The 19,875-nt window shown below is 68.3% G+C and carries 15 protein-coding genes; 12 read left to right on the top strand and 3 right to left on the bottom strand.

Features of this window, described 5'->3' with window-relative positions; all coding sequences use genetic code 11:
- The first annotated feature begins 101 nt into the window (after positions 1 to 101).
- From hyi to M8R19_RS26410, 8 genes are all read left to right on the top strand, one after another.
- Positions 102 to 884: a hydroxypyruvate isomerase gene (gene hyi, locus M8R19_RS26445; protein WP_249919330.1), complete on the top strand. Its 783-nt coding sequence runs from the start codon at positions 102 to 104 to the stop codon at positions 882 to 884.
- Between the two features lie 167 nt (positions 885 to 1,051).
- Entirely contained in the window at positions 1,052 to 1,942 is an 891-nt protein-coding gene (locus M8R19_RS26440; RefSeq protein ID WP_074980383.1) for a 2-hydroxy-3-oxopropionate reductase, read from the top strand.
- A gap of 342 nt (positions 1,943 to 2,284) precedes the next feature.
- Complete coding sequence (locus M8R19_RS26435; protein WP_249919329.1) at positions 2,285 to 3,562, top strand: glycerate kinase type-2 family protein; 1,278 nt, start codon at positions 2,285 to 2,287, stop codon at positions 3,560 to 3,562.
- Positions 3,559 to 4,989 carry a pyruvate kinase gene (gene pyk, locus M8R19_RS26430; RefSeq protein ID WP_249919328.1) on the top strand — a complete coding sequence of 477 codons (1,431 nt, stop codon included), beginning with the start codon at positions 3,559 to 3,561 and terminating at the stop codon, positions 4,987 to 4,989. Before M8R19_RS26435 ends, pyk begins: the two co-directional genes overlap by 4 nt.
- Before the next feature lie 569 nt (positions 4,990 to 5,558).
- The gene (locus tag M8R19_RS26425) at positions 5,559 to 6,449 is read left to right on the top strand and encodes an urea transporter (protein WP_249919327.1); all 891 of its coding nucleotides are present in this window, start codon (positions 5,559 to 5,561) and stop codon (positions 6,447 to 6,449) included.
- A gap of 70 nt (positions 6,450 to 6,519) precedes the next feature.
- Complete coding sequence (gene dapF / locus M8R19_RS26420) at positions 6,520 to 7,350, top strand: diaminopimelate epimerase (protein WP_074980380.1); 831 nt, start codon at positions 6,520 to 6,522, stop codon at positions 7,348 to 7,350.
- 204 nt (positions 7,351 to 7,554) lie between these two features.
- Complete coding sequence (sstT, locus tag M8R19_RS26415) at positions 7,555 to 8,802, top strand: serine/threonine transporter SstT (protein WP_074980379.1); 1,248 nt, start codon at positions 7,555 to 7,557, stop codon at positions 8,800 to 8,802.
- Between the two features lie 119 nt (positions 8,803 to 8,921).
- The gene (locus M8R19_RS26410) at positions 8,922 to 9,920 is read left to right on the top strand and encodes a sulfate ABC transporter substrate-binding protein (protein WP_074980378.1); all 999 of its coding nucleotides are present in this window, start codon (positions 8,922 to 8,924) and stop codon (positions 9,918 to 9,920) included.
- A 502-nt stretch (positions 9,921 to 10,422) separates the two neighbouring features.
- Here the strand turns inward: M8R19_RS26410 and M8R19_RS26405 are convergent.
- Positions 10,423 to 11,523, bottom strand: coding sequence for a DmpA family aminopeptidase (locus M8R19_RS26405; RefSeq protein ID WP_249919326.1), 1,101 nt, complete (start codon positions 11,521 to 11,523; stop codon positions 10,423 to 10,425).
- A 17-nt stretch (positions 11,524 to 11,540) separates the two neighbouring features.
- Positions 11,541 to 12,905, bottom strand: coding sequence for an APC family permease (locus tag M8R19_RS26400; RefSeq protein WP_043270678.1), 1,365 nt, complete (start codon positions 12,903 to 12,905; stop codon positions 11,541 to 11,543).
- Between the two features lie 196 nt (positions 12,906 to 13,101).
- Between M8R19_RS26400 and M8R19_RS26395 the strand changes: the two genes are divergently transcribed.
- From M8R19_RS26395 to M8R19_RS26385, 3 genes are all read left to right on the top strand, one after another.
- The gene (locus M8R19_RS26395; RefSeq protein WP_043317234.1) at positions 13,102 to 13,905 is read left to right on the top strand and encodes a LuxR family transcriptional regulator; all 804 of its coding nucleotides are present in this window, start codon (positions 13,102 to 13,104) and stop codon (positions 13,903 to 13,905) included.
- A gap of 163 nt (positions 13,906 to 14,068) precedes the next feature.
- Positions 14,069 to 14,647: an HD domain-containing protein gene (locus tag M8R19_RS26390; RefSeq protein ID WP_074980376.1), complete on the top strand. Its 579-nt coding sequence runs from the start codon at positions 14,069 to 14,071 to the stop codon at positions 14,645 to 14,647.
- Positions 14,648 to 14,777: 130 nt separating this feature from the next.
- Positions 14,778 to 16,166, top strand: a complete 1,389-nt coding sequence (locus M8R19_RS26385; RefSeq protein WP_249919325.1) for an adenylate/guanylate cyclase domain-containing protein — start codon at positions 14,778 to 14,780, stop codon at positions 16,164 to 16,166.
- A 530-nt stretch (positions 16,167 to 16,696) separates the two neighbouring features.
- Here the strand turns inward: M8R19_RS26385 and M8R19_RS26380 are convergent.
- Complete coding sequence (locus M8R19_RS26380; RefSeq protein ID WP_009616960.1) at positions 16,697 to 17,989, bottom strand: dicarboxylate/amino acid:cation symporter; 1,293 nt, start codon at positions 17,987 to 17,989, stop codon at positions 16,697 to 16,699.
- A gap of 352 nt (positions 17,990 to 18,341) precedes the next feature.
- Between M8R19_RS26380 and M8R19_RS26375 the strand changes: the two genes are divergently transcribed.
- Positions 18,342 to 19,343: an AraC family transcriptional regulator gene (locus M8R19_RS26375; protein ID WP_249919324.1), complete on the top strand. Its 1,002-nt coding sequence runs from the start codon at positions 18,342 to 18,344 to the stop codon at positions 19,341 to 19,343.
- The last annotated feature ends 532 nt before the right edge of the window (positions 19,344 to 19,875 follow it).

The following is a 19,875-nucleotide window of genomic DNA, read 5'->3' as shown; positions in this document are numbered from 1 at the left end:
GCCCCGCGTGCACGGGAGCCGTGGCAGGGAAAACCACAGCCTGCGCACGGCGGGGCCCACCCCTTACGGAAATACGTGTTTCATCACCAGGAGGCCCCGACATGCCCCGTTTCTGCGCCAACCTGTCCATGCTCTTCACCGAGGTGGACTTCCTCGACCGCTTCGAAGCCGCCGCCAAGGCCGGTTTCAGCGGCGTCGAATACCTCTTCCCCTATGACTTCGAGGCCGAGGCCATCAAGGCCAAGCTCGACGCCAATGGCCTGGAGCAGGTGCTGTTCAACCTGCCCGCCGGCGACTGGGGCAAGGGCGAACGCGGCATCGCCTGCCACCCCGACCGCGTCGAGGAATTCCGCGCCGGCGTCGACAAGGCCATCGCCTACGCCAAGGTGCTGGGCAACAAGCAGGTCAACTGCCTGGCCGGCATCCGCCCGCAGGGCTACGACTGCGCCACCATCGAGAACACCTTCCTGAACAACCTGGAGTACGCCGCCGAGAAGCTCGAGGCCGCGGGCATCAAGCTGGTCATGGAGATGATCAACACGATCGACATCCCCGGCTTCTACCTGCAGACCACCCAGCAGGCGCTGGACGTGCGCGAGAAGGTCGGCAGCCCCAACCTGTTCCTGCAGTACGACATCTACCACATGCAGATCATGGAAGGTGACCTGGCCCGGACCATGGAGAAAAACCTGGCGGCCATCAACCACATCCAGCTGGCCGACAACCCCGGCCGCCACGAACCGGGCACCGGCGAGATCAACTACCGCTTCCTGTTCGGTCACCTGGACCGCATCGGCTACCAGGGCTGGATCGGCTGCGAGTACAAGCCGGCCACCACCACCGAGGTGGGGCTGGGCTGGCTGAAGAGCCATAACGCGATCTGAATGCGATGCCCGCTGCGAGTTCGATACTCGGAGCGGGACTCGAACCGGCAACTTTTTTACTGGGTTCCCGCGTTCGCGGGAATGACGGGAAAAACGAATCTTCCCACCGTCACCCCCGCGAACGCGGGGGCCCAATAAACCCCTACGAGAAACCAGGAGACACCCTCATGGCCAAGATCGGATTCATCGGCACCGGCATCATGGGCCTGCCCATGGCGCAGAACCTGCAGAAAGCCGGCCACCAGCTGTTCCTCTCCGCCCACCACGACAAGGCCCCGGCCGCGCTGGTCGAAGCCGGCGCCGTGGCCCTGGCCAACCCCAAGGAAGTGGCCCAGGAAGCCGAGTTCATCATCGTCATGGTCCCGGACACCCCGCAGGTCGAGGACGTGCTGTTCCGCCAGGACGGCATCGCCGAGGGCGTCGGCCCGAACAAGGTGGTGATCGACATGAGCTCCATCTCGCCCACCGCCACCAAGGCCTTCGCCGAGAAGATCAAGGCCACCGGCGCGCAGTACCTGGACGCCCCGGTCTCCGGCGGCGAGGTCGGCGCCAAGGCCGGCAGCCTGAGCATCATGGTCGGCGGCTGCCCGAACACCTTCGAGCGCGCCCTGCCGCTGTTCCAGGCCATGGGCAAGAACATCACCCGCGTCGGCGGCAACGGCGACGGCCAGACCGCCAAGGTGGCCAACCAGATCATCGTCGCGCTGAACATCCAGGCGGTGGCCGAGGCCCTGCTGTTCGCCGCGCGCAACGGCGCCGACCCGGCCAAGGTGCGCGAGGCGCTGATGGGCGGCTTCGCCTCCTCGCGCATCCTCGAGGTGCACGGCGAGCGCATGGTCAAGGGCACCTTCGACCCGGGCTTCCGCATCAGCCTGCACCAGAAGGACCTCAACCTGGCCCTGGCCGGTGCCCGCGAACTGGGCCTGAACCTGCCCAACACCGCCAACGCCCAACAGGTGTTCAGCACCTGCGCGGCGCTGGGCGGCAGCAACTGGGACCACTCCGGGCTGATCAAGGGCCTGGAGCACATGGCCAACTTCTCGATCCGCAAGGACTGAGAAACCGGACCGTAGGATGGTGTTGAGCGCAGCGATACCCATCGATTCATGCAGCATGGGTTTCGCAAGCTCAACCCATCCTACGGGCCAGTCACTGGTTTCCCGCGTTCGCGGGAATGACGGGAACACACTCGGCTTCGTTATGGGAGTGATGAAGCAGAGTTGAAGCATGAACGTCACCCCCGCGAACGCGGGGGCCCAGCGACTCGCTTTCGAACCCCGGCCGGCGTGAACACGGCCTCGCCGGCCGGGCGTTTCGAAGGCATTGCCCAGGCGCTTGCCCCCAGGCGCCTGCGCAATGCCGCAATAAAAGAACAACGACAAGAACCTGAGGAGCCCCAGATGAGCCTCGACCCACGCGCCCTGCTGCGCGAGCTGTTCGACACCGCCATCGCCGCCGCCCACCCGGCGCAGACGCTGGCCCGCCACCTGCCGCGGGTGCATGGCGGGCGCACCATCGTCATCGGCGCCGGCAAGGCCGCCGGGGCCATGGCCGAAGTGGTCGAGGCGCACTGGAAGGACGAGCAGGTGGACGGCCTGGTGGTCGCCCCCTACGGCTACGGCGCCAACTGCCAGCGCATCGAAGTGGTGGAAGCCGCGCACCCGGTGCCGGACGACGCCGGCGAGCGCGTGGCCCGCCGCGTGCTGGAGCTGGTCAGCGACCTGAGCGAAGACGACCGGGTGATCTTCCTGCTCTCCGGCGGCGGCTCGGCCCTGCTCGCCCTGCCCGCCGAAGGCATCTCCCTGGATGACAAGCGCGCGCTGAACAAGGCGCTGCTCAAGTCCGGCGCCGCCATCGACGAAATGAACTGCGTGCGCAAGCACCTCTCGGCCATCAAGGGCGGTCGCCTGGCCCGCGCCTGCTGGCCGGCCAGCGTGTACACCTACGCGATTTCCGACGTGCCCGGCGACGAGGCCACGGTGATCGCCTCCGGCCCCACCGTGGGCGACCCGACCACCTCCACCGACGCCCTGGCCATTCTCAAGCGCTACGCCATCGACACCCCGGCGCACATCCGCGCCTGGCTGGAAGACCCGCGCTCGGAGACCGTCAAGCCCGGCGACGACTGCCTGTCGCGCAGCTATTTCACCCTCATCGCCACGCCGCAGCAGGCCCTCGACGCGGCCGCCGCCAAGGCCCGCGCCGCCGGCCTGGAGGTGCTGATCCTCGGCGACCTGGAAGGCGAATCCCGCGACGTGGCCAAGGTCCACGCCGGCATCGCCCGCCAGGTGCGCAAGCACGGCCAGCCGCTGGCCGCGCCCTGCCTGCTGCTCTCCGGCGGCGAGACCACCGTCACCGTGCGCGGCAAGGGCCGCGGCGGGCGCAACGCCGAGTTCCTGCTCAGCCTCAGCGCCGCGCTCAAGGGCGAGCCGGGCATCTGGGCGCTGGCCGGCGACACCGACGGCATCGACGGCATGGAGAACAACGCCGGCGCGCTGATGAGCCCATGCAGCTACCGGCGCGCGCTGGCCGCCGGGCTGAACCCGCTGCACGAACTGGACGACAACAATGGCTACGGCTTCTTCGCCGAACTGGACGACCTGGTGGTCACCGGGCCGACCCGCACCAACGTCAACGACTTCCGCGCCATCCTGATCCTCGAGAGTGACGAGCAATGAACAGCGACAAGAAGGTCAAGATCCTCGCCACCCTCGGCCCGGCCATCAAGGGCCGCGAGGACATCCGCGCCCTGGTGGACGCCGGCGCCAACCTGTTCCGCCTGAACTTCAGCCACGGCGAGTACGCCGACCACTCCCAGCGCTACCAGTGGGTGCGTGAAGTGGAGGCCGAGCTGGGCACGCCCATCGGCATCCTCATGGACCTGCAGGGGCCGAAGCTGCGCGTCGGGCGTTTCGAGAACGGCGCGGTGATGCTGCAGAAAGGCCAGAGCTTCACCCTCGACCTGATGGACGCCGCCGGCGACGAGCGCCGCGTGACGCTGCCGCACCCGGAGATCATCCAGGCCCTGGAGCCGGGCATGAGCCTGCTGCTGGACGACGGGCGCATCCGCCTGCAGGTGCTGAACAACCACGGCGACGCCATCGAGACCCGCGTGCTCAACAGCGGCGAGCTGTCCGACCGCAAGGGCGTCAACGTGCCCGAGGCGGTGCTCAAGCTCAGCCCACTGACCGCCAAGGACCGCCGCGACCTGGAATTCGGCCTGGAGCTGGGCGTGGACTGGGTGGCGCTGTCCTTCGTGCAGCGCCCGGAAGATATAGAGGAAGCCCGCGCGCTGATCGGCGACAAGGCCTTCATCATGGCCAAGATCGAGAAGCCCTCGGCGGTGCAGTGCATCGAAGAGATCGCCCGCCTGGCCGACGCCATCATGGTCGCCCGCGGCGACCTCGGCGTGGAAGTGCCGGCGCAGAACGTGCCGGGCATCCAGAAGCGCATCATCCAGGTCTGCCGCCAGCTCGGCCGACCGGTGGTGGTGGCCACGCAGATGCTCGAATCCATGCGCTTCTCTCCGGCGCCGACGCGCGCCGAGGTCACCGACGTGGCCACCGCGGTCAGCGAGGGCGCCGACTGCGTGATGCTCAGCGCCGAGACCGCCTCCGGCCAGTACCCGGTGGAAGCGGTGGAAATGATGGCCAAGATCATCCGCCAGGTGGAAGCCGAACCGGACTACCAGGGCCAACTGGAACTGAACCGCCCGGAGCCGGACGCCACCGTGTCCGACGCCATCAGCTGCGCCATCCGCCGCATCAGCCGCATCCTGCCGGTGGCGGTGCTGGTCAACTACACCGAGTCCGGCAGCTCCACCCTGCGCGCCTCGCGGGAACGGCCGAAGGCGCCGATCCTCAGCCTGACGCCCAACCTCAAGGCGGCACGGCGGCTGAGCGTGGCCTGGGGCGTGTACTCGGTGGTCAACGAGCAACTGGCCCACGTCGACGAGATCTGCGCCACCGCCCTGGAGATCGCCCTGGCCCAACGCATGGCCCAGCGTGGCGATACCGTGGTGGTGACGGCGGGGCTGCCGTTCGGGCAGCCGGGGAGTACCAATATGTTGAGGATCGAGACGGTGGCGCCGGCGTTGTCGGCCTGAAGAGCAAAGAGCCCCTCTCCCCAACCCTCTCCCGGAGGGAGAGGGAGCAGTTCGGCGCCGCCGGTAATGCCGGTGTTCCGCCTTCTGCCACGCAAGTCCCCTCTCCCTCTGGGAGAGGGCTAGGGTGAGGGAACCAGGCCCACCGCCAACACCGGAGCCAGGCCTGGCCCCCTCCCCCCTCTTCAGGAAAAACCTGGAGAGAGAAAAAACAGAGTTCCGGAACCCTGCCAAAGCCTGGTTCCACACCGCGTCACTCCCGGACGGACGGGGCCGGGAAAACGGGGCCGCGACCCCGTCCGTCCGGGATTGGCCTTGAACGGCCAGCAGTTCTGTCGGCCATAGCCACCCTCGCACCCTCCCACGCAGGCTATGGACATTCGAGGCCACCCTCCGGCGATCCCGGGGACCGGCCTCTTTTTTATTCACGCCCCAAAATGGTGCCATGGCAGAATGCGCCCGCTGACACAGCCCACGGAGCTTCCCGCGATGCCCTCCCCCGATGGAGGGCACGGCCGCCGATGCGGAACCGGAGACGCCCCGGACATCCCCTTCAACTGCCCAGACCCTCGATGCGCCCACTACCGTTACTGAGCCTCTGGCTGCGCGGCTTCAGCCAGGTGTTCCTGCAACCCTCGCCGCTGTTCGGCCTGCTCTGCCTGGCCCTGATCGGCGCCTGCGCCCCCGGCCTGCTCCCCGGCGCCGTGATCGGCGCCGCTGCCGGCCCGGCCTTCGCCCACCTGCTGCGCTGCCGCCAGGGCGACATAGACGCCGGCCTGTACGGCTACAACGCTGTGCTGATCGGCCTGCTGCTGCCGCTGAAGTTCGCCTGGTCGCCCATGCTGGTGGCGCTCGCGCTGTTCGCCAGCCTCGCCAGCGTGTTGCTGCAGCGCCTGCTGCTGCGCGCCTCGCGCCAGCGCCACGGCCTGCCGCCCTACACCCTGGCCTTCGTCCTGCTCGGCTGGACGCTGCCGGCGCTGGGCACGCTGCTGTCGCTGCCAACTGCCGCGCCCCTGGCCGGGCTGGTCGAGCTGCCGCTGCCGACGCTGCTCGAAGCCACGTCCCGCGCCTTCGGCCAGGTGATCTTCCTCGATGCCCCGCTGGCCGGCGCGCTGATCTTCCTCGGCCTGCTGCTGGGCGCGCCGCGCGCCGCCACCTGGGCGCTGTTCGGCGCAGTGATGGTGCTGCCGGTGGCGGTGTTCGCCGGCATTCCCCTGGACGACGTGCACAGCGGCCTGCCCGGCATGAACAGCGCCCTCGCCGCCCTCGCCCTGGCCCTGCGCGGCCCCGGCCCCTTGGCCCCGCTGGCCGGCGCCGTGCTGGCGCTCATCCTGCAACAGGCCATGGTCGCCCTGGGCATCCCCTTCATGACCGCGCCCTTCATCTTCGCCTGCCTGCTAGTGCTGCTGGGCGAACGCCTGCTGCGCCCGGCCTCGCGCCGCGCACCGCTGGCCGGTAGCTGAGGCGGATTGGCCAGGCGCGCGCGGGGCTGGCTATAGTGCAAGGCCCCCGCCGTCTGGAACCCGACCCGCGATGCGCTTCCACAAGTACCACGCCCTGGGCAACGACTACCTGGTCTACGCCGACACCACGCCCTTCCCCTTCGACGACGCGGCCGTGGTGCGCATCTGCGACCGCCATCGTGGCCTCGGCTCCGATGGCATCCTGGTGCCCGACGGGCACGGCGACGATGGCTTCGGCCTGCGCATCCTCAACCCCGACGGCTCCCTGGCCGAACGCAGCGGCAACGGCCTGCGCATCTTCTCGCGCTACCTGTGGGACCAGGCCCTGGTGGGCGATGCCCCCTTCCGCATCGTCACAGTCGCAGGGCCAGTAGTCAGCCAGGTATTCGACCAGGGCCGCGAAGTCGAAGTGGACATGGGGCACGCCGAGTTCGCCAGCGCCCGCATTCCCGTGCAGGTCGCCACGCCAGAGGCCCTGGACCTGCCCGTCGAGCTGGAAGGCCAGGCCTTCCGGCTCAACGCGGTCTCCATGGGTAATCCGCACTGCGTGGTGTTCGTCGAACGCACCTCGGCGGAACTGGCGAAGACCTTCGGCCCGTTGCTGGAACGCCACCCCCTGTTCCCCAACCGCAGCAACGTGCAATTCGTCGAGGTGCTCGGGCGCAACGACCTGCGCGTGGAAATCTGGGAGCGCGGCGCCGGCTACACCCTGGCCTCGGGCACCAGCAGCTGCGCGGCCGCCGCCATGGCACGGCGCAAGGGCTACTGCGACGGCGAGGTTCGCGTGCACCTGGCCGGCGGCCAGCTGCGCATCCGTGTCGAGGACGACTTCCGCGTGCACATGCGCGGCGCCGTGCAACGCATCGGCGAGATGCGCCTGCACGCGGAATGCCTGCGCTGACCGCCAACCGTGACGCCATGTCACATGGCAATCCCATCCAGGCCGGCATAAGTCAAGGCCGGCCCGGCTCCACGCCGCCATGCTGGCGAGGCGTGGGCCTGGTTTCCGACGACCGCCGCGCATTTTCCCGCCCGTGACGGCATAATCCGCGCCCTTCCGCGGCCCGCCGGGTTCGCGTTTCCATTTGCAAGCAGCGGTAAGGTCATGACGCTTCCCTCCCCCACCCTGTTCCAACGCATCCAGCGCAGCAGCCTGGTGATGCGCATCTTCGTCGGCATGCTGGCCGGCATCGCCCTGGCGCTGGTCGCCCCCGACGCCGCCCTGGCCGTCGGCCTGCTCGGCAAACTGTTCATCGCGGCGCTCAAGGCCGTGGCGCCGGTGCTGGTCCTGGTCCTGGTGTGCGCCTCCATCGCCAACCACAAGGCCGGGCAGCGCACCCACATCCGCCCGATCCTGGCGCTGTACCTGCTGGGTACCTTCGCCGCCGCGGTGGTGGCGGTGGCGGCCAGCTTCGCCTTCCCCTCCACCCTGGTGCTCGACGCCCCGGCCAGCGGCAACGCTCCGCCCGGCGGCATCGGCGACGTGCTCAATGGCCTGCTGTTCAGCGTCGCCAGCAACCCGGTGAAGGCGCTGCTGGAGGCCAACTTCATCGGCATCCTGGCCTGGGCCGTGGGCCTCGGCCTGGCCCTGCGCCATGCCCGGCAGAGCACCCGCGACCTGCTCGACGACCTGGCCGGCGGGGTGACGCTGATCGTCCGCGTGGTGATCGCCTTCGCCCCGCTGGGCATCTTCGGCCTGGTGGCCAGCACCTTCGCCGAATCCGGCCTCGATGCCCTGCTCGGCTACCTGCAGCTGCTCGCCGTGCTGCTGGGCTGCATGCTCTTCGTGGCGCTGGTGGTGAACCCGGCGATCGTGTTCTGGAAGCTGCGCCGCAACCCCTACCCGCTGGTCTTCACCTGCCTGCGCGAGAGCGGCGTGACCGCCTTCTTCACCCGCAGCTCGGCGGCCAACATCCCGGTCAACCTGCAGCTGTGCGAACGCCTGGGCCTGCACGAGGACACCTACTCGGTGTCGATCCCGCTGGGCGCCACCATCAACATGGCCGGCGCCGCCGTGACCATCAGCGTGCTGAGCCTGGCCGCGGCCCACACCCTGGGCATCGCCATCGACCTGCCCAGCGCCCTGCTGCTGTGCGTGGTCTCGGCGGTGTGCGCCTGCGGCGCCTCCGGCGTGGCCGGCGGCTCGCTGCTGATGATCCCGCTGGCCTGCGGGCTGTTCGGCATCTCCGGCGAGGTGGCCATGCAGGTGGTGGCGGTGGGCTTCGTCATCAGCATCCTGCAGGACTCGGCGGAAACCGCGCTGAACTCCTCCACCGACGTGATCTTCACCGCCGCGGCCTGCCTGGCCGAGGAGCCGGCAGCCGGCGAGGCGGGCCTGGGCGAGAAGCGCTGAGCCAGGGACGCGCCCCGCGGGGCGCGTCCCTGCATAAGCAAATAGCCTTTGGGTATTTAAGCGCCATATAACCCATGGGCATAATCGGGCGATCCAACACTGCCGAGAAGGAACCGCCCGTGAAACGACTCTTCGCCGCCTCCCTGCTGGCCGCCGGAATGGCCCTGGCCGGCGCCGCCCAGGCCGCGCCGCCGCTGCTCAACGTCTCCTACGACGTGATGCGCGACTTCTACAAGGAGTACAACCCCGCCTTCCAGAAGCACTGGGAAGCGGAGAAAGGCGAGAAGATCACCATCCAGATGTCCCACGGCGGCTCCAGCAAGCAGGCGCGCTCGGTGATCGACGGCCTGCCGGCCGACGTCATCACCATGAACCAGGCCACCGACATCGACGCCCTGGCCGACAACGGCGGCCTGGTGCCGAAGGACTGGGCCACCCGCCTGCCGAACAACAGCGCGCCCTTCACCTCGGCCACCGTGTTCATCGTGCGCAAGGGCAACCCCAAGGGCCTGCACGACTGGCCGGACCTGCTCAAGGACGGCGTGCAGGTGGTGGTGCCCAACCCGAAGACCTCGGGCAACGGCCGCTACACCTACCTTTCCGCCTGGGGCTACTCGCTCAAGCACGGCGGCGATGAAGCCAAGGCCAAGGAATTCGTCGGCCAGCTGTTCAAGCACGTGCCGGTGCTGGACACCGGCGGCCGCGCGGCGACCACCACCTTCATGCAGAACCAGATCGGCGACGTGCTGGTGACCTTCGAGAACGAGGCCGAGATGATCGCCCGCGAATTCGGCCGCGGCGGCTTCGAGGTGGTCTACCCGAGCGTCTCCGCCGAGGCCGAGCCGCCGGTGGCGGTGGTCGACAAGGTGGTCGAGAAGAAAGGCACCCGCGAACAGGCCGAGGCCTACCTGAAGTACCTGTGGTCCGACGAGGGCCAGACCATCGCCGCCGACAACTACCTGCGCCCGCGCAACCCGGCGATCCTGGCGAAATACTCGGACCGCTTCCCGAAGGTGGACTTCTTCTCGGTGGAGAAGACCTTCGGCGACTGGCGCACGGTGCAGAAAACCCACTTCGCCGATGGCGGGGTGTTCGACCAGATCTATAGCGGTAACTGACAGCGCCAGCTGCGCCGAGGTGCTCTTCGTAGGAGCGAGCTTGCTCGCGAACCGCATGGCACAGCGTTTGTTCGCGAGCAAGCTCGCTCCTACGAGAAGCCGGGCCTGCCCGTACCGTAGGAGCGGACCTTGTCCGCGATGGCCGGACGTCCCGGCGCGATTCGCGGATGAGATCCGCTCCTACGCGGCCCCACCACTCCATTCCCCTGTAGGAGCGCGCCCTGCGCGCGATTCGCGGGCAGGGGAAATGCCGTGCCTCACGGCCTGGGCAGGCCTGCGGCCCCCTCACCCTAACCCTCTCCCAGAGGGAGAGGGGACCGTTCGGAGTGCGTTGGTATTTCGGCGTTAGCCGGCCAGCACAGGGATTGCCGGCTGAAACCAGGCCGCCTCTCGGCACGGACCAGCCCCCTCTCCCTCCGGGAGAGGGCTGGGGTGAGGGGAAAGCCCGCGCACCGATGTCATCGCGACCTGCGCATGAATCGCGGACGGAAGCCCCGCCTCCTCAGCGCTGCCGCCACCCCACCTCGCGCAACGCCTCCAGCAGGCGCTCCCCGCCCAGCGCCGGCACCAGCGTGCCGTCCGCCGTGCGCATCTCGCGGCCGGCCAGGATGGCGTTGACGATGGCTTCCTCCACCGCTTCCGCCGCCGCGGCGAACAGCGGCGAGATGTGCTCGTTGTTGAGCATCTGCAGCGGCGTGCTCTGCGGCAGGCCCTTGCGCCCGTAGTCGGCCGGCGGCAGGTCCCGGTTGCCGGTGGCGAAGGCCAGGAAGATGTCGCCGCTGCTGTCCTCGGTGCCGCCGCCGGTGCGGGCGATGCCGATGGAGGCGCGCTGCGCCAGGCGCTGGCACTGGTGCGGCAGCAGCGGCGCGTCGGTGGCGATGATGACCACTATCGAGCCCATGCCCGGCTCGCCCTTTTCCGCGAAGGGCGAGGGAATGTCGCCCAGCACCCGGCCCACCGGGTAGCCGTCGACGCGCAGTTCGCGGCGCTGGCCGTGGTTGGCCTGCACCAGCACACCGACAGTCCAGCCGCCCTGCTCCGCCGGCAGCTTGCGCGAGGCGCTGCCGATGCCGCCCTTGAACTCGTGGCAGATCATCCCGGTGCCGCCGCCCACCGGGCCTTCGGCCACGGGCCCGGACTCGGCGCCGGCCAGGGCCTGGCGCACCTGCTCGGGGCCGACGTGCTGGCCCCAGATGTCGTTGAGCAGGCCGTCGTAGGTCTCCATCACCACCGGCATGCACCAATACACTGCCGGGTCGGCCAGGGCGTCGCGCTCGGCGGCCACCAGGGCGTCGCGCACCACGCCGACGCTGTGGGTGTTGGTGATGGCGATCGGCGTGGTCAGCAGGCCGGCCTCGCGGATCCACTCCAGGCCCGTGGCATCGCCGTTGCCGTTGAGCACGTGGACGCCGGCGAAGCAGGGTTGCAGGCGGGCCTCGCCGGCGCGGGGCTGGACAATGGTGACGCCGGTGCACACCTGCTTGCCATCGCGCTCGGCGATCAGGGTGCTGTGGCCGACGCGGACGCCGGGGACATCGGTGATGGCATTGAATGCGCCGGGCGTGCCCAGGCCCAGGGTGATGCCGAGTTGACGAGCGCGCATGGGGACTCCTGTGGTCTTCAGAGTTTCTGGAAAGCCGGGCTCAACTTGCCGTAGGTGCCGTAGAGAATCACCGACACGGCCAGTATCCCGATAATGGTCATCACATCCCGCGCCGAGGCTTCCAGCAACAGGTTGAGCAGCAGGTAGCCGGCGCCGACCACCGCCAGCAGCGCCGGCAGCGGCCACAGCGGCATGCGGTAGGGGTGCTCGCGGTCGCGGCGCAGCACGCGGCTGAACAGCGCGCACAGGGCCACCACCAGGTAGATCAGCACCAGCAGCAACACGGTGAAGGAGGTCAGTTCCTCCAGGTTGGAGCTGAAGCTCAGCGCCGCCGAGGGCACGCCGAGGAACAGCGTGGCCAGCCAGGGCGACTCCCAGCGCGGGTGGATGCGGGTGAAGGCGCGGTTCAGCGTTGGCGTCCAGAGGGCGTCGCGGCCGCTGCTGAAGATCACCCGGCCGACCTGGATGACGATCGCGACTATGGCGTTGAACACCGAGAGGAAGATGCCGGCGCTGACCAGCCGCGACAGCGTGGCGTTGCCGTGAGCAGTGAGCAGGTAGCCGATGGGGTCGGGGCTGGCGAGCATGTCCTTGAGCGAGGGCGCGCCGATCAGCAGCGCGGTCAGCGGCACCAGTTCGATCACCACCACCAGCACCAGCGACCAGAGCACCGCGCGGTGCACGCTGCGGCCGCCGTCCTTCATGTCCTCGGCCAGGAGCACCGCGCCGCCGAAGCCGTTGTAGGAGAACACCGCTGTGCCCACCGCGCCTATCACCAGCGCCCAGGGCGCCGCCGCCAGCACGCCGCCGCTCAGCGTCTGCGGCTGCAGCAGCACGCTCAGCGGCTGGCTGGCGTGGCCGAAGCCGAGCACCACTATCACCAGCAGCGCGGCCACTTCGCAGAGCAGGAAGACCCCGGTGACCCAGGCGTTGACGCGGATGTTGAGGATGCCCAGCACGTAGCTGGCGGCGACTATGACCAGGGCCACGGTCTGGGTGTCGAACTGCGTGCCCAGCGCGCCGTTGAGGTAGGTGGCCGCGCCCGTGGCCAGCACCGGCGGGATGAACAGCAGCGAGACCAGCACGGCGAGGAAGGTGGCGTAGCCGGCCATGCCGCCGAACACCCGCTTGGCGTAGACGTACTCGCCGCCGGCCGAGCTGTGCGCGCGGCCCAGCTCGGCGTAGCACCAGGCGAACATCAGCGCCAGCGCCGCGGCCATGACGAAGGCCAGGAAGGCGCCGCTGCCGGCCTGCTGGATGGCGAAGGGAGCGATGACGAATACGCTGCTGGCGGGGGTGACCGCCGAGACGGTGATGGCGACCACGTCGAACACGCCCAGGCTGGGCTTGAGCGCGCCGTCCGGCGCTGCGGGAGAGCTCATGTCGTTTTCCTCGAATTGTTATTGGCGGTTGAGGCAGGAACGAAAACCCTTGTGGCGCCCTCTGCGCGGGGCGCTGCATGGCCCGCAGTCTGGGCGGCCGGGCCCTGGCGGCCAATCACCATTTGGGGTTACGCCCCTTGACGGCGGGGCCTGAAAAAGAGGAAACCGGGTGACCTTTCGCGCCGGAGCCCCGGGGATGCACAACCTGTTTCGCGAAGTCGGCATGCACGCCAACCTCGGCCGCGCCATCGAGCAGATCGGCCAGCCGCGCTTCTGGAAGCAGTTGATCCTGCTGCTGCACCAGTGGCTGCCGTTCGACAACGCCCTGGCGGCCTTCTACCCCGCCAACGCCATCCCGGTGGCGCTGGAGGAATACGACGCCGATCCACAGGCCGTCTCGGCGGCCATGCCCGCCTACCTCAGCGGCCTGTACCAGCTCGACCCCTTCTACCAGGCCTGCCGCGAAGGCCTGCCCAGCGGCCTGTACCGCCTGGAGGAAGTCGCCCCGGACCAGTTCCGCCAGAGCGAGTACTTCCTCAACTACTTCCACGACAACGTGCTGGAAGACGAGGTGCAGTTCATCCTGCAGTTGCCCGGCCAGGGCGCGCTGTCGCTGTCCCTGGGCATGCGCAAGCCGTTCGACGCCGCACAGTGCGGCCTGCTGGCGATGCTCTGCCCCTGGGTGCTGGCGCTGATGCAGCAGCACTGGCAGCAGCGCAGCCAGCGCCTGCTGCCGGCGAACCCGGAGGGCGTGGCCACCCAGGTGCGCGACGCCCTCAGCCACTTCGGCGCCGGGGTGCTCTCCGAGCGCGAGCTGGAGATCGCCCGGCTGATCCTGCGCGGCTACTCCTCCAAGGCCATGGCCGAGCGCCTGGCGATCTCTCCGGAGACCATCAAGGTCCACCGCCGGCACCTCTACGCCAAGCTCGACATCTCCTCGCAGCCGGAGCTGTTCTCGCTGTTCCTGCAGTCCCTCGGACACGACCCGGAGAACCCCTGAAGCAGGCTCCATCGACCCGGCGAATGCGCCCGCGCGGGGAGCTTCGCGGCCTGAATGGGCGTGTCCGGAGAGACAGCAGCCTGTCCGCCGCGGCCACTGGCCGGCTACGGCCGGGCCCCTAGACTGAAGGCCGTCCAAACGACAATCACAAGAGGACAGCCCGATGAATGCCCGCGCCAAGTTCACCCACATGGAAGACGGCAGCGTCGAGGACTGGTCGATCATCGCCCAGGACTTCGCCGCCTACGCCACCCAGTTGCCCGACCGCATCCTCACCCACCTGCGCCTGCTCGACGGCGACTTCGGCGGCTTCCCGGTGGACCGCCTGAGCCACTCGCTGCAGACCGCCACCCTGGCCCACCGCGACGGCCGCGACGAGGAATACGTGGTCTGCGCCCTGCTCCACGACATCGGCGACACCCTCGGTTCCTACAACCACGCCGACATCGCCGCGGCCATCCTCAAGCCCTTCGTCAGCCCGGAGAACCACTGGATGATCGAGAAGCACGCGATCTTCCAGGGCTACTACTTCTTCCACCACCTGGGCCTGGACCGCCACCTGCGCGAGCAGTTCAAGGACCACCCGCAGTTCGAGCAGACCATCGAGTTCTGCGCGCGCTACGACGCCGCGGCCTTCGACCCCGAGGGCGAGACGCTGCCGCTGGAGTTCTTCGAGCCGATGCTGCGGCGCGTCTTCGCCAAGCCGCGGCAGTCCATCTACATGGCGCGGGACGCCGACTGAAACCGGCCGCCGGCCGGGGCGATGAATCGTCACTGGCCGGCGGATGGGCGCTTGGTTAAGATCCCCAGGTCGTACTTGTGGAAGGCGCACGTCAGAATGCGCCATCACCGATCAGGGATAATCCGAGCGCATGAAGCCCAACCGTTCCGAAACGCCGTCCCGACCTGGCGCCGCCCCCCTGCGCGAGTACCATTCGCGCGTCCTGGCCTACCTCGCCGTGGCCGCCACCGTCAGCGCCGGCACCTTCAGCCAGTACTTCGGCTACGACGCGCTCTGGATGGTCCCCTACGCCCTGCTCTACCCGCACCTGGCGCAGAACCTGAGCCGCCGCTACAAGCACAGCCACCCGCAGCAGACACGCCTGGTCCTGCAGGCCCTGGACGCCCTGCACACCGGCGCCGGCGCCGCCCTGCTGGGCTTCTCGGTGGTGCCGGCGCTGATGCTGGTGCTGATCCTGGCCTTCTCCTCGCTGGTCGTCGGCGGCCTGCGCACCCTCGGCCTGGCCCTGCTGATGGCGCTGAGCGCCGCGGTGCTCACCGGCGCGCTGGCCGGCCCGGGCTTCAAGGGCAACGCGCCGCTGCTGGTGAACCTGGTCAGCGTGCTGTTCTGCGCCTTCTACATCTGCGTCACCGCCTACTTCACCCACCAGCAGGGCCTGCGCCTGGCCCAGGTGCGCGGCGAGATCGCCCGCGAGCAGGAAAAGGCCGCGAGGCTGGCGCACAACCTGGCCAAGTACCTGTCGCCGCAGGTCTGGGAATCCATCTTCAGCGGCAAGCGCAGCGTGCGCCTGGAAACCCAGCGCAAGAAGCTCACGGTGTTCTTCTCCGACATCAAGGGTTTCACCGAGCTGTCCGAGGAGCTGGAAGCCGAAACCCTGACCGACATGCTCAACAACTACCTCAACGAAATGTCGAAGATCGCCCTCAAGTACGGCGGCACCATCGACAAGTTCGTCGGCGACTGCGTGATGGTGTTCTTCGGCGACCCCGCCACCCAGGGCGCGAAGAAGGACGCCGTGGCCGCGGTGTCCATGGCCGTGGCCATGCGCAAGCACATGAAGGTGCTGCGCCAGCAATGGCGCGCCCAGGGCATCACCAAGCCGCTGGAGGTGCGCATGGGCATCAACACCGGCTACTGCACGGTGGGCAACTTCGGCGCCGACACGCGCATGGACTACACCATCATCGGCCGCGAGGTGAACCTCGCCAGCCGCCTGGAAAGCGCCGCCGAGGCCGGCGAGATCCTCCTCAGCCACGAGAGCTACTCGCTGGTGAAGGACGTGATCATGTGCCGCGACAAGGGCCAGATCAGCGTCAAGGGCTTCAGCAAGCCGGTGCAGATCTACCAGGCGGTGGACTTCCGCCGCGACCTGGGCGCCAACCCCAGCTTCATCGAGCACGAGTTGCCGGGGTTCTCCATGTACCTGGACACCAACAACGTGCAGAACTTCGACAAGGACCGGGTGATCCAGGCGCTGCAGCAGGCGGTGGAGAAGCTCAAGGACAAGATCATTCTTTGAGCTTGTGCCGCTGGCTGCCTTTGTAGGAGCGAGCTTGCTCGCGAACGGGGTTTGCCGGTGGCTGCGGTGCTGGGTAATTAGAGCACCCTCTCCCCAACCCTCTCCCTGAAGGGAGAGGGGGCTGTCCTGAGCGGGCTGCAAGTCAGGCACCATCCTTCCACCCCGTCATTCCCGCGAACGCGGGAACCCAGAGACTTTGGGGTGACTCCTTTCCCTCTCCCTGAAGGAAGAGGGGCCGTTCGGAGCAGTTGGGCTTTCCAGAGTCAGCCGGCAGCTCCAGAGTTGCCGGCCGACACCAAATCCTTTCTCGGCACGGACAGCTCCCTCTCCCTTCAGGGAGAGGGTTGGGGAGAGGGGGCGGAGTCAACCTGAAACACGACAGCCACCGGTAAACCTCGTTCGCGAGCAAGAACTAAGCGTCCCCCTCGCTCCTACAATCTCCCCGCCCATAAAAAAGCCCGCTGCGGGGGCGGGCTTGAAGGAGGCGCGGCGCTTCACGTCGCCACGCCCAACCGGAGAACCGGGAGGTATCAGGCGGCCTGGGCCTCCTTGGCTTCCAGCGCCGACGGGCCGGCGGCCAGTTCGCGCTCCAGTTGCGCGGAGTCCAGCTGCTTGCACCACTTGGCGACCACCACGGTGGCCACGCCGTTGCCCACCAGGTTGGTCAGCGCGCGGGCCTCGGACATGAAGCGGTCGATGCCGAGGATCAGCGCCAGGCCGGCGACCGGCAGGTGGCCCACGGCGGACAGGGTGGCGGCCAGGACGATGAAGCCCGAACCGGTGACGCCCGCCGCGCCCTTGGAGGCGATCAGCAGCACCAGCAGCAGGGTCAGCTGGTGGGTGATGTCCATCGGGGTGTCGGTGGCCTGGGCGATGAATACCGCGGCCATGGTCAGGTAGATCGAGGTGCCGTCGAGGTTGAACGAGTAGCCGGTGGGGATCACCAGGCCGACCACGCTCTTGTCGCAGCCCAGCTTCTCCATCTTGGCGATCATGCGCGGCAGCGCCGATTCCGAGGACGAGGTGCCGAGGACGATCAGCAGCTCCTCGCGGATGTACTTGATGAACTTCAGGATGTTGAAGCCGTGGGCGCGGGCGATGCCGCCCAGGACGATGAGCACGAACAGCAGGCAGGTGATGTAGAAGCAGGCCATCAGCTGGCCCAGCTGCACCAGCGAGCCCACGCCGTAGGCGCCGATGGTGAAGGCCATGGCGCCGAAGGCACCGATGGGGGCGACCTTCATGATCACGTTGATGATGTTGAACATCACCTGGGTGAAGCGCTCGATGAACTGGAAGATCGGCTGGCCGTAGCTGCCCAGGCGGTGCAGGGCGTAGCCGAACAGCACGGAGAAGAACAGCACCTGCAGGATGTCACCGTTGGCGAAAGCGCCGACCACGGTGTTGGGGATGATGTTCATCAGGAAGTCGACGGTGCTCTGCTTCGCGCCGGCGGCGGCGTAGGCAGCGATCTTGCTGGTGTCCAGGCTGGCCGGGTCGACGTGCATGCCGGCGCCGGGCTGGACCACGTTGACCACCACCAGGCCGATGATCAGCGCGATGGTCGAGACGATCTCGAAATACAGCAGGGCCATGCCGCCGGTCTTGCCTACAGCCTTCATGCTCTGCATGCCGGCGATGCCGGTGACCACGGTGCAGAAGATGATCGGCGCGATGGCCATCTTGATCAGTTTGACGAAGCCGTCGCCCAGGGGCTTCATCAGCACGGCGGTCTGCGGATAGTAGTGGCCCAGGGCGATGCCGATGGCGATGGCGATCAGCACCTGCACGTACAGGCTCTTGTAGAAGGGTTGCTTGGTCATTGCGGCAGGGTCCTCTTGAGCTGGCGGCCCGCCTTCCTGGCGGCGGCGCGTTGCCCGAAGCGTTATCTCCCTTCAGTGGGAGAATTTGTTTTCGTCCTGCCCGTCGGCAGGCCTTGAACCCTATTGGCAAGCCCTGTGCCAAATCGCCATCCTTTAATTTTCACTTAAATTTCAACAACTTAATAAATCACTAAAGCAACATGCGGGCTGATCGATGGCGGAAACCCGCCAAGCCCGCGGCGGGTTTCCCGCCACTTGGCGGGTATCCGCCAGGGCCCCGGGTGCCTTAGATTTGCCCCACGGCCGCCGCGAACCGGCGCCCGGCACACACGCAGCAGAACAAGGAAAACCCATGCGTGAACGCACCATCGCCAGCCATTTCGTCCGCGCCGCCCTGCGCGGCGCCCGCCAGCAGGGCCACGACCCCCTGCCCCTGCTGCGCGCCGCCGGCATCCAGCCGGCCTTGCTCGAAGAGCCGCGGGCGCGGGTCTCGCCCGAGCAGTTCGGCCGGCTGATCCAACTGGTCTGGGAAGACCTCGACGACGAGTACATGGGCTTCGGCGAGGTGCGCAGCAAGCGCGGCACCTTCGCCATGATGTGCCACGCCATCATCCAGTGCCGCACCCTGGAGAAGGCCCTGGGCCGCGGCGCGCTCTTCTACGACCTGTTCCCCGCCGCGCCGCGCATCGAGCTGCGCCGCGACGGCGAGCGCGCCGAACTGGTCATCGACCACAGCGCGCTGCAGGACCCGGAACACTTCCTCACCGAGAGCCTGCTGGTGATCTGGCACCGCCTGGGCAGTTGGCTGATCGGCCAGCGCATCCGCCTGGAGGAGGCCCGCTTCGCCTACCCCGAGCCGAGCCACGCCGCCGAGTACGACCTGCTGTTTCCCTGCCCGCGGCGCTTCGCCGCCGACAGCACCGGGCTGAGCTTCCACGCGCGCTACCTGGACATGCCGCTGCTGCAGGACGAACGCAGCCTCAAGCACTTCCTCAAGGACTCCCCGGCCGACCTGCTGGCCCGCCCGGACGGCGGCGACAGCCTGACCAGCCAGATCCGCCGCCTGCTCGGCCGCGACTGCCGGCGCTGGCCAGACCTGGAAAGCGTGGCGCAGCAGCTGCACATGAGCCCGCAGACGCTGCGCCGCCACCTGCGCGAGGAAGGCCCGAACTTCCAGGAGCTCAAGGACCAGCTGCGCCGCGACCTGGCCATCTACCACCTGGGCCGCGACGAACTGTCGATCCAGGACATCGCCGACCAGCTCGGCTTCTCCGAGCCCTCGGCGTTCCACCGCGCGTTCAAGAAATGGACCGGGCTGACGCCGGGGGCGTACCGGGCGCGGCAGGGGGAGTGACGTGTTTGCGGGCGATGGGTATCGCTGCGCTCAACGCCATCCTACGACAGCGTTTTTCCTGCCCCCGGAGCGGACCTTGTCCGCGATAGCCGGAGGTCCAGGCGCGATTCGCGGATGAGATCCGCTCCTACGCTGCCCCACCTACGCCATTCCCATGTAGGAGCGCGCCCTGCGCGCGAAATCGCGGGCAGGGCCCGCTCCTACAGGTTGCCGGGAAACACGGTATTCCTCCCCCGGAGCGGACCTTGTCCGCGATAGCCGGAGGTCCCGGCGCGGTTCGCGGATAAGATCCGCTCCTACGCCGCCCCCCCACGCCATTCCCCTGTAGGAGCGCGCCCTGCGCGCGATTTCGCGGGCAGGGCCCGCTCCTACAGGTTGCCGGGAAACACGGTATTCCTCCCCCGGAGCGGACCTTGTCCGCGATAGCCGGAGGTCCCGGCGCGGTTCGCGGATAAGATCCGCTCCTACGCGGCCCCACCCGCACCATTCCCCTGTAGGAGCGCGCCCTGCGCGCGAAATCGCGGGCAGGGCC

Origin of the sequence: Pseudomonas sp. R3.Fl, assembly GCF_023516765.1 — a bacterium.
Classification (GTDB): Bacteria; Pseudomonadota; Gammaproteobacteria; order Pseudomonadales; family Pseudomonadaceae; genus Pseudomonas; species Pseudomonas citronellolis.
This window is presented reverse-complemented; position numbering and strand designations above follow the sequence as displayed.

What these genes read in the sequence shown, in the direction of transcription:
- M8R19_RS26425 (WP_249919327.1), top strand. Translation starts at nt 5,559, where the DNA reads ATGCGCCCACTACCGTTACTGAGCCTCTGGCTGCGCGGCTTCAGCCAG.
- M8R19_RS26375 (WP_249919324.1), top strand. Translation starts at nt 18,342, where the DNA reads ATGCGTGAACGCACCATCGCCAGCCATTTCGTCCGCGCCGCCCTGCGC.
- M8R19_RS26440 (WP_074980383.1), top strand. Translation starts at nt 1,052, where the DNA reads ATGGCCAAGATCGGATTCATCGGCACCGGCATCATGGGCCTGCCCATG.
- M8R19_RS26400 (WP_043270678.1), bottom strand. Translation starts at nt 12,905, where the DNA reads ATGAGCTCTCCCGCAGCGCCGGACGGCGCGCTCAAGCCCAGCCTGGGC.
- M8R19_RS26395 (WP_043317234.1), top strand. Translation starts at nt 13,102, where the DNA reads ATGCACAACCTGTTTCGCGAAGTCGGCATGCACGCCAACCTCGGCCGC.
- hyi (WP_249919330.1), top strand. Translation starts at nt 102, where the DNA reads ATGCCCCGTTTCTGCGCCAACCTGTCCATGCTCTTCACCGAGGTGGAC.
- M8R19_RS26380 (WP_009616960.1), bottom strand. Translation starts at nt 17,989, where the DNA reads ATGACCAAGCAACCCTTCTACAAGAGCCTGTACGTGCAGGTGCTGATC.
- M8R19_RS26385 (WP_249919325.1), top strand. Translation starts at nt 14,778, where the DNA reads ATGAAGCCCAACCGTTCCGAAACGCCGTCCCGACCTGGCGCCGCCCCC.
- M8R19_RS26405 (WP_249919326.1), bottom strand. Translation starts at nt 11,523, where the DNA reads ATGCGCGCTCGTCAACTCGGCATCACCCTGGGCCTGGGCACGCCCGGC.
- sstT (WP_074980379.1), top strand. Translation starts at nt 7,555, where the DNA reads ATGACGCTTCCCTCCCCCACCCTGTTCCAACGCATCCAGCGCAGCAGC.
- pyk (WP_249919328.1), top strand. Translation starts at nt 3,559, where the DNA reads ATGAACAGCGACAAGAAGGTCAAGATCCTCGCCACCCTCGGCCCGGCC.
- dapF (WP_074980380.1), top strand. Translation starts at nt 6,520, where the DNA reads ATGCGCTTCCACAAGTACCACGCCCTGGGCAACGACTACCTGGTCTAC.
- M8R19_RS26435 (WP_249919329.1), top strand. Translation starts at nt 2,285, where the DNA reads ATGAGCCTCGACCCACGCGCCCTGCTGCGCGAGCTGTTCGACACCGCC.
- M8R19_RS26390 (WP_074980376.1), top strand. Translation starts at nt 14,069, where the DNA reads ATGAATGCCCGCGCCAAGTTCACCCACATGGAAGACGGCAGCGTCGAG.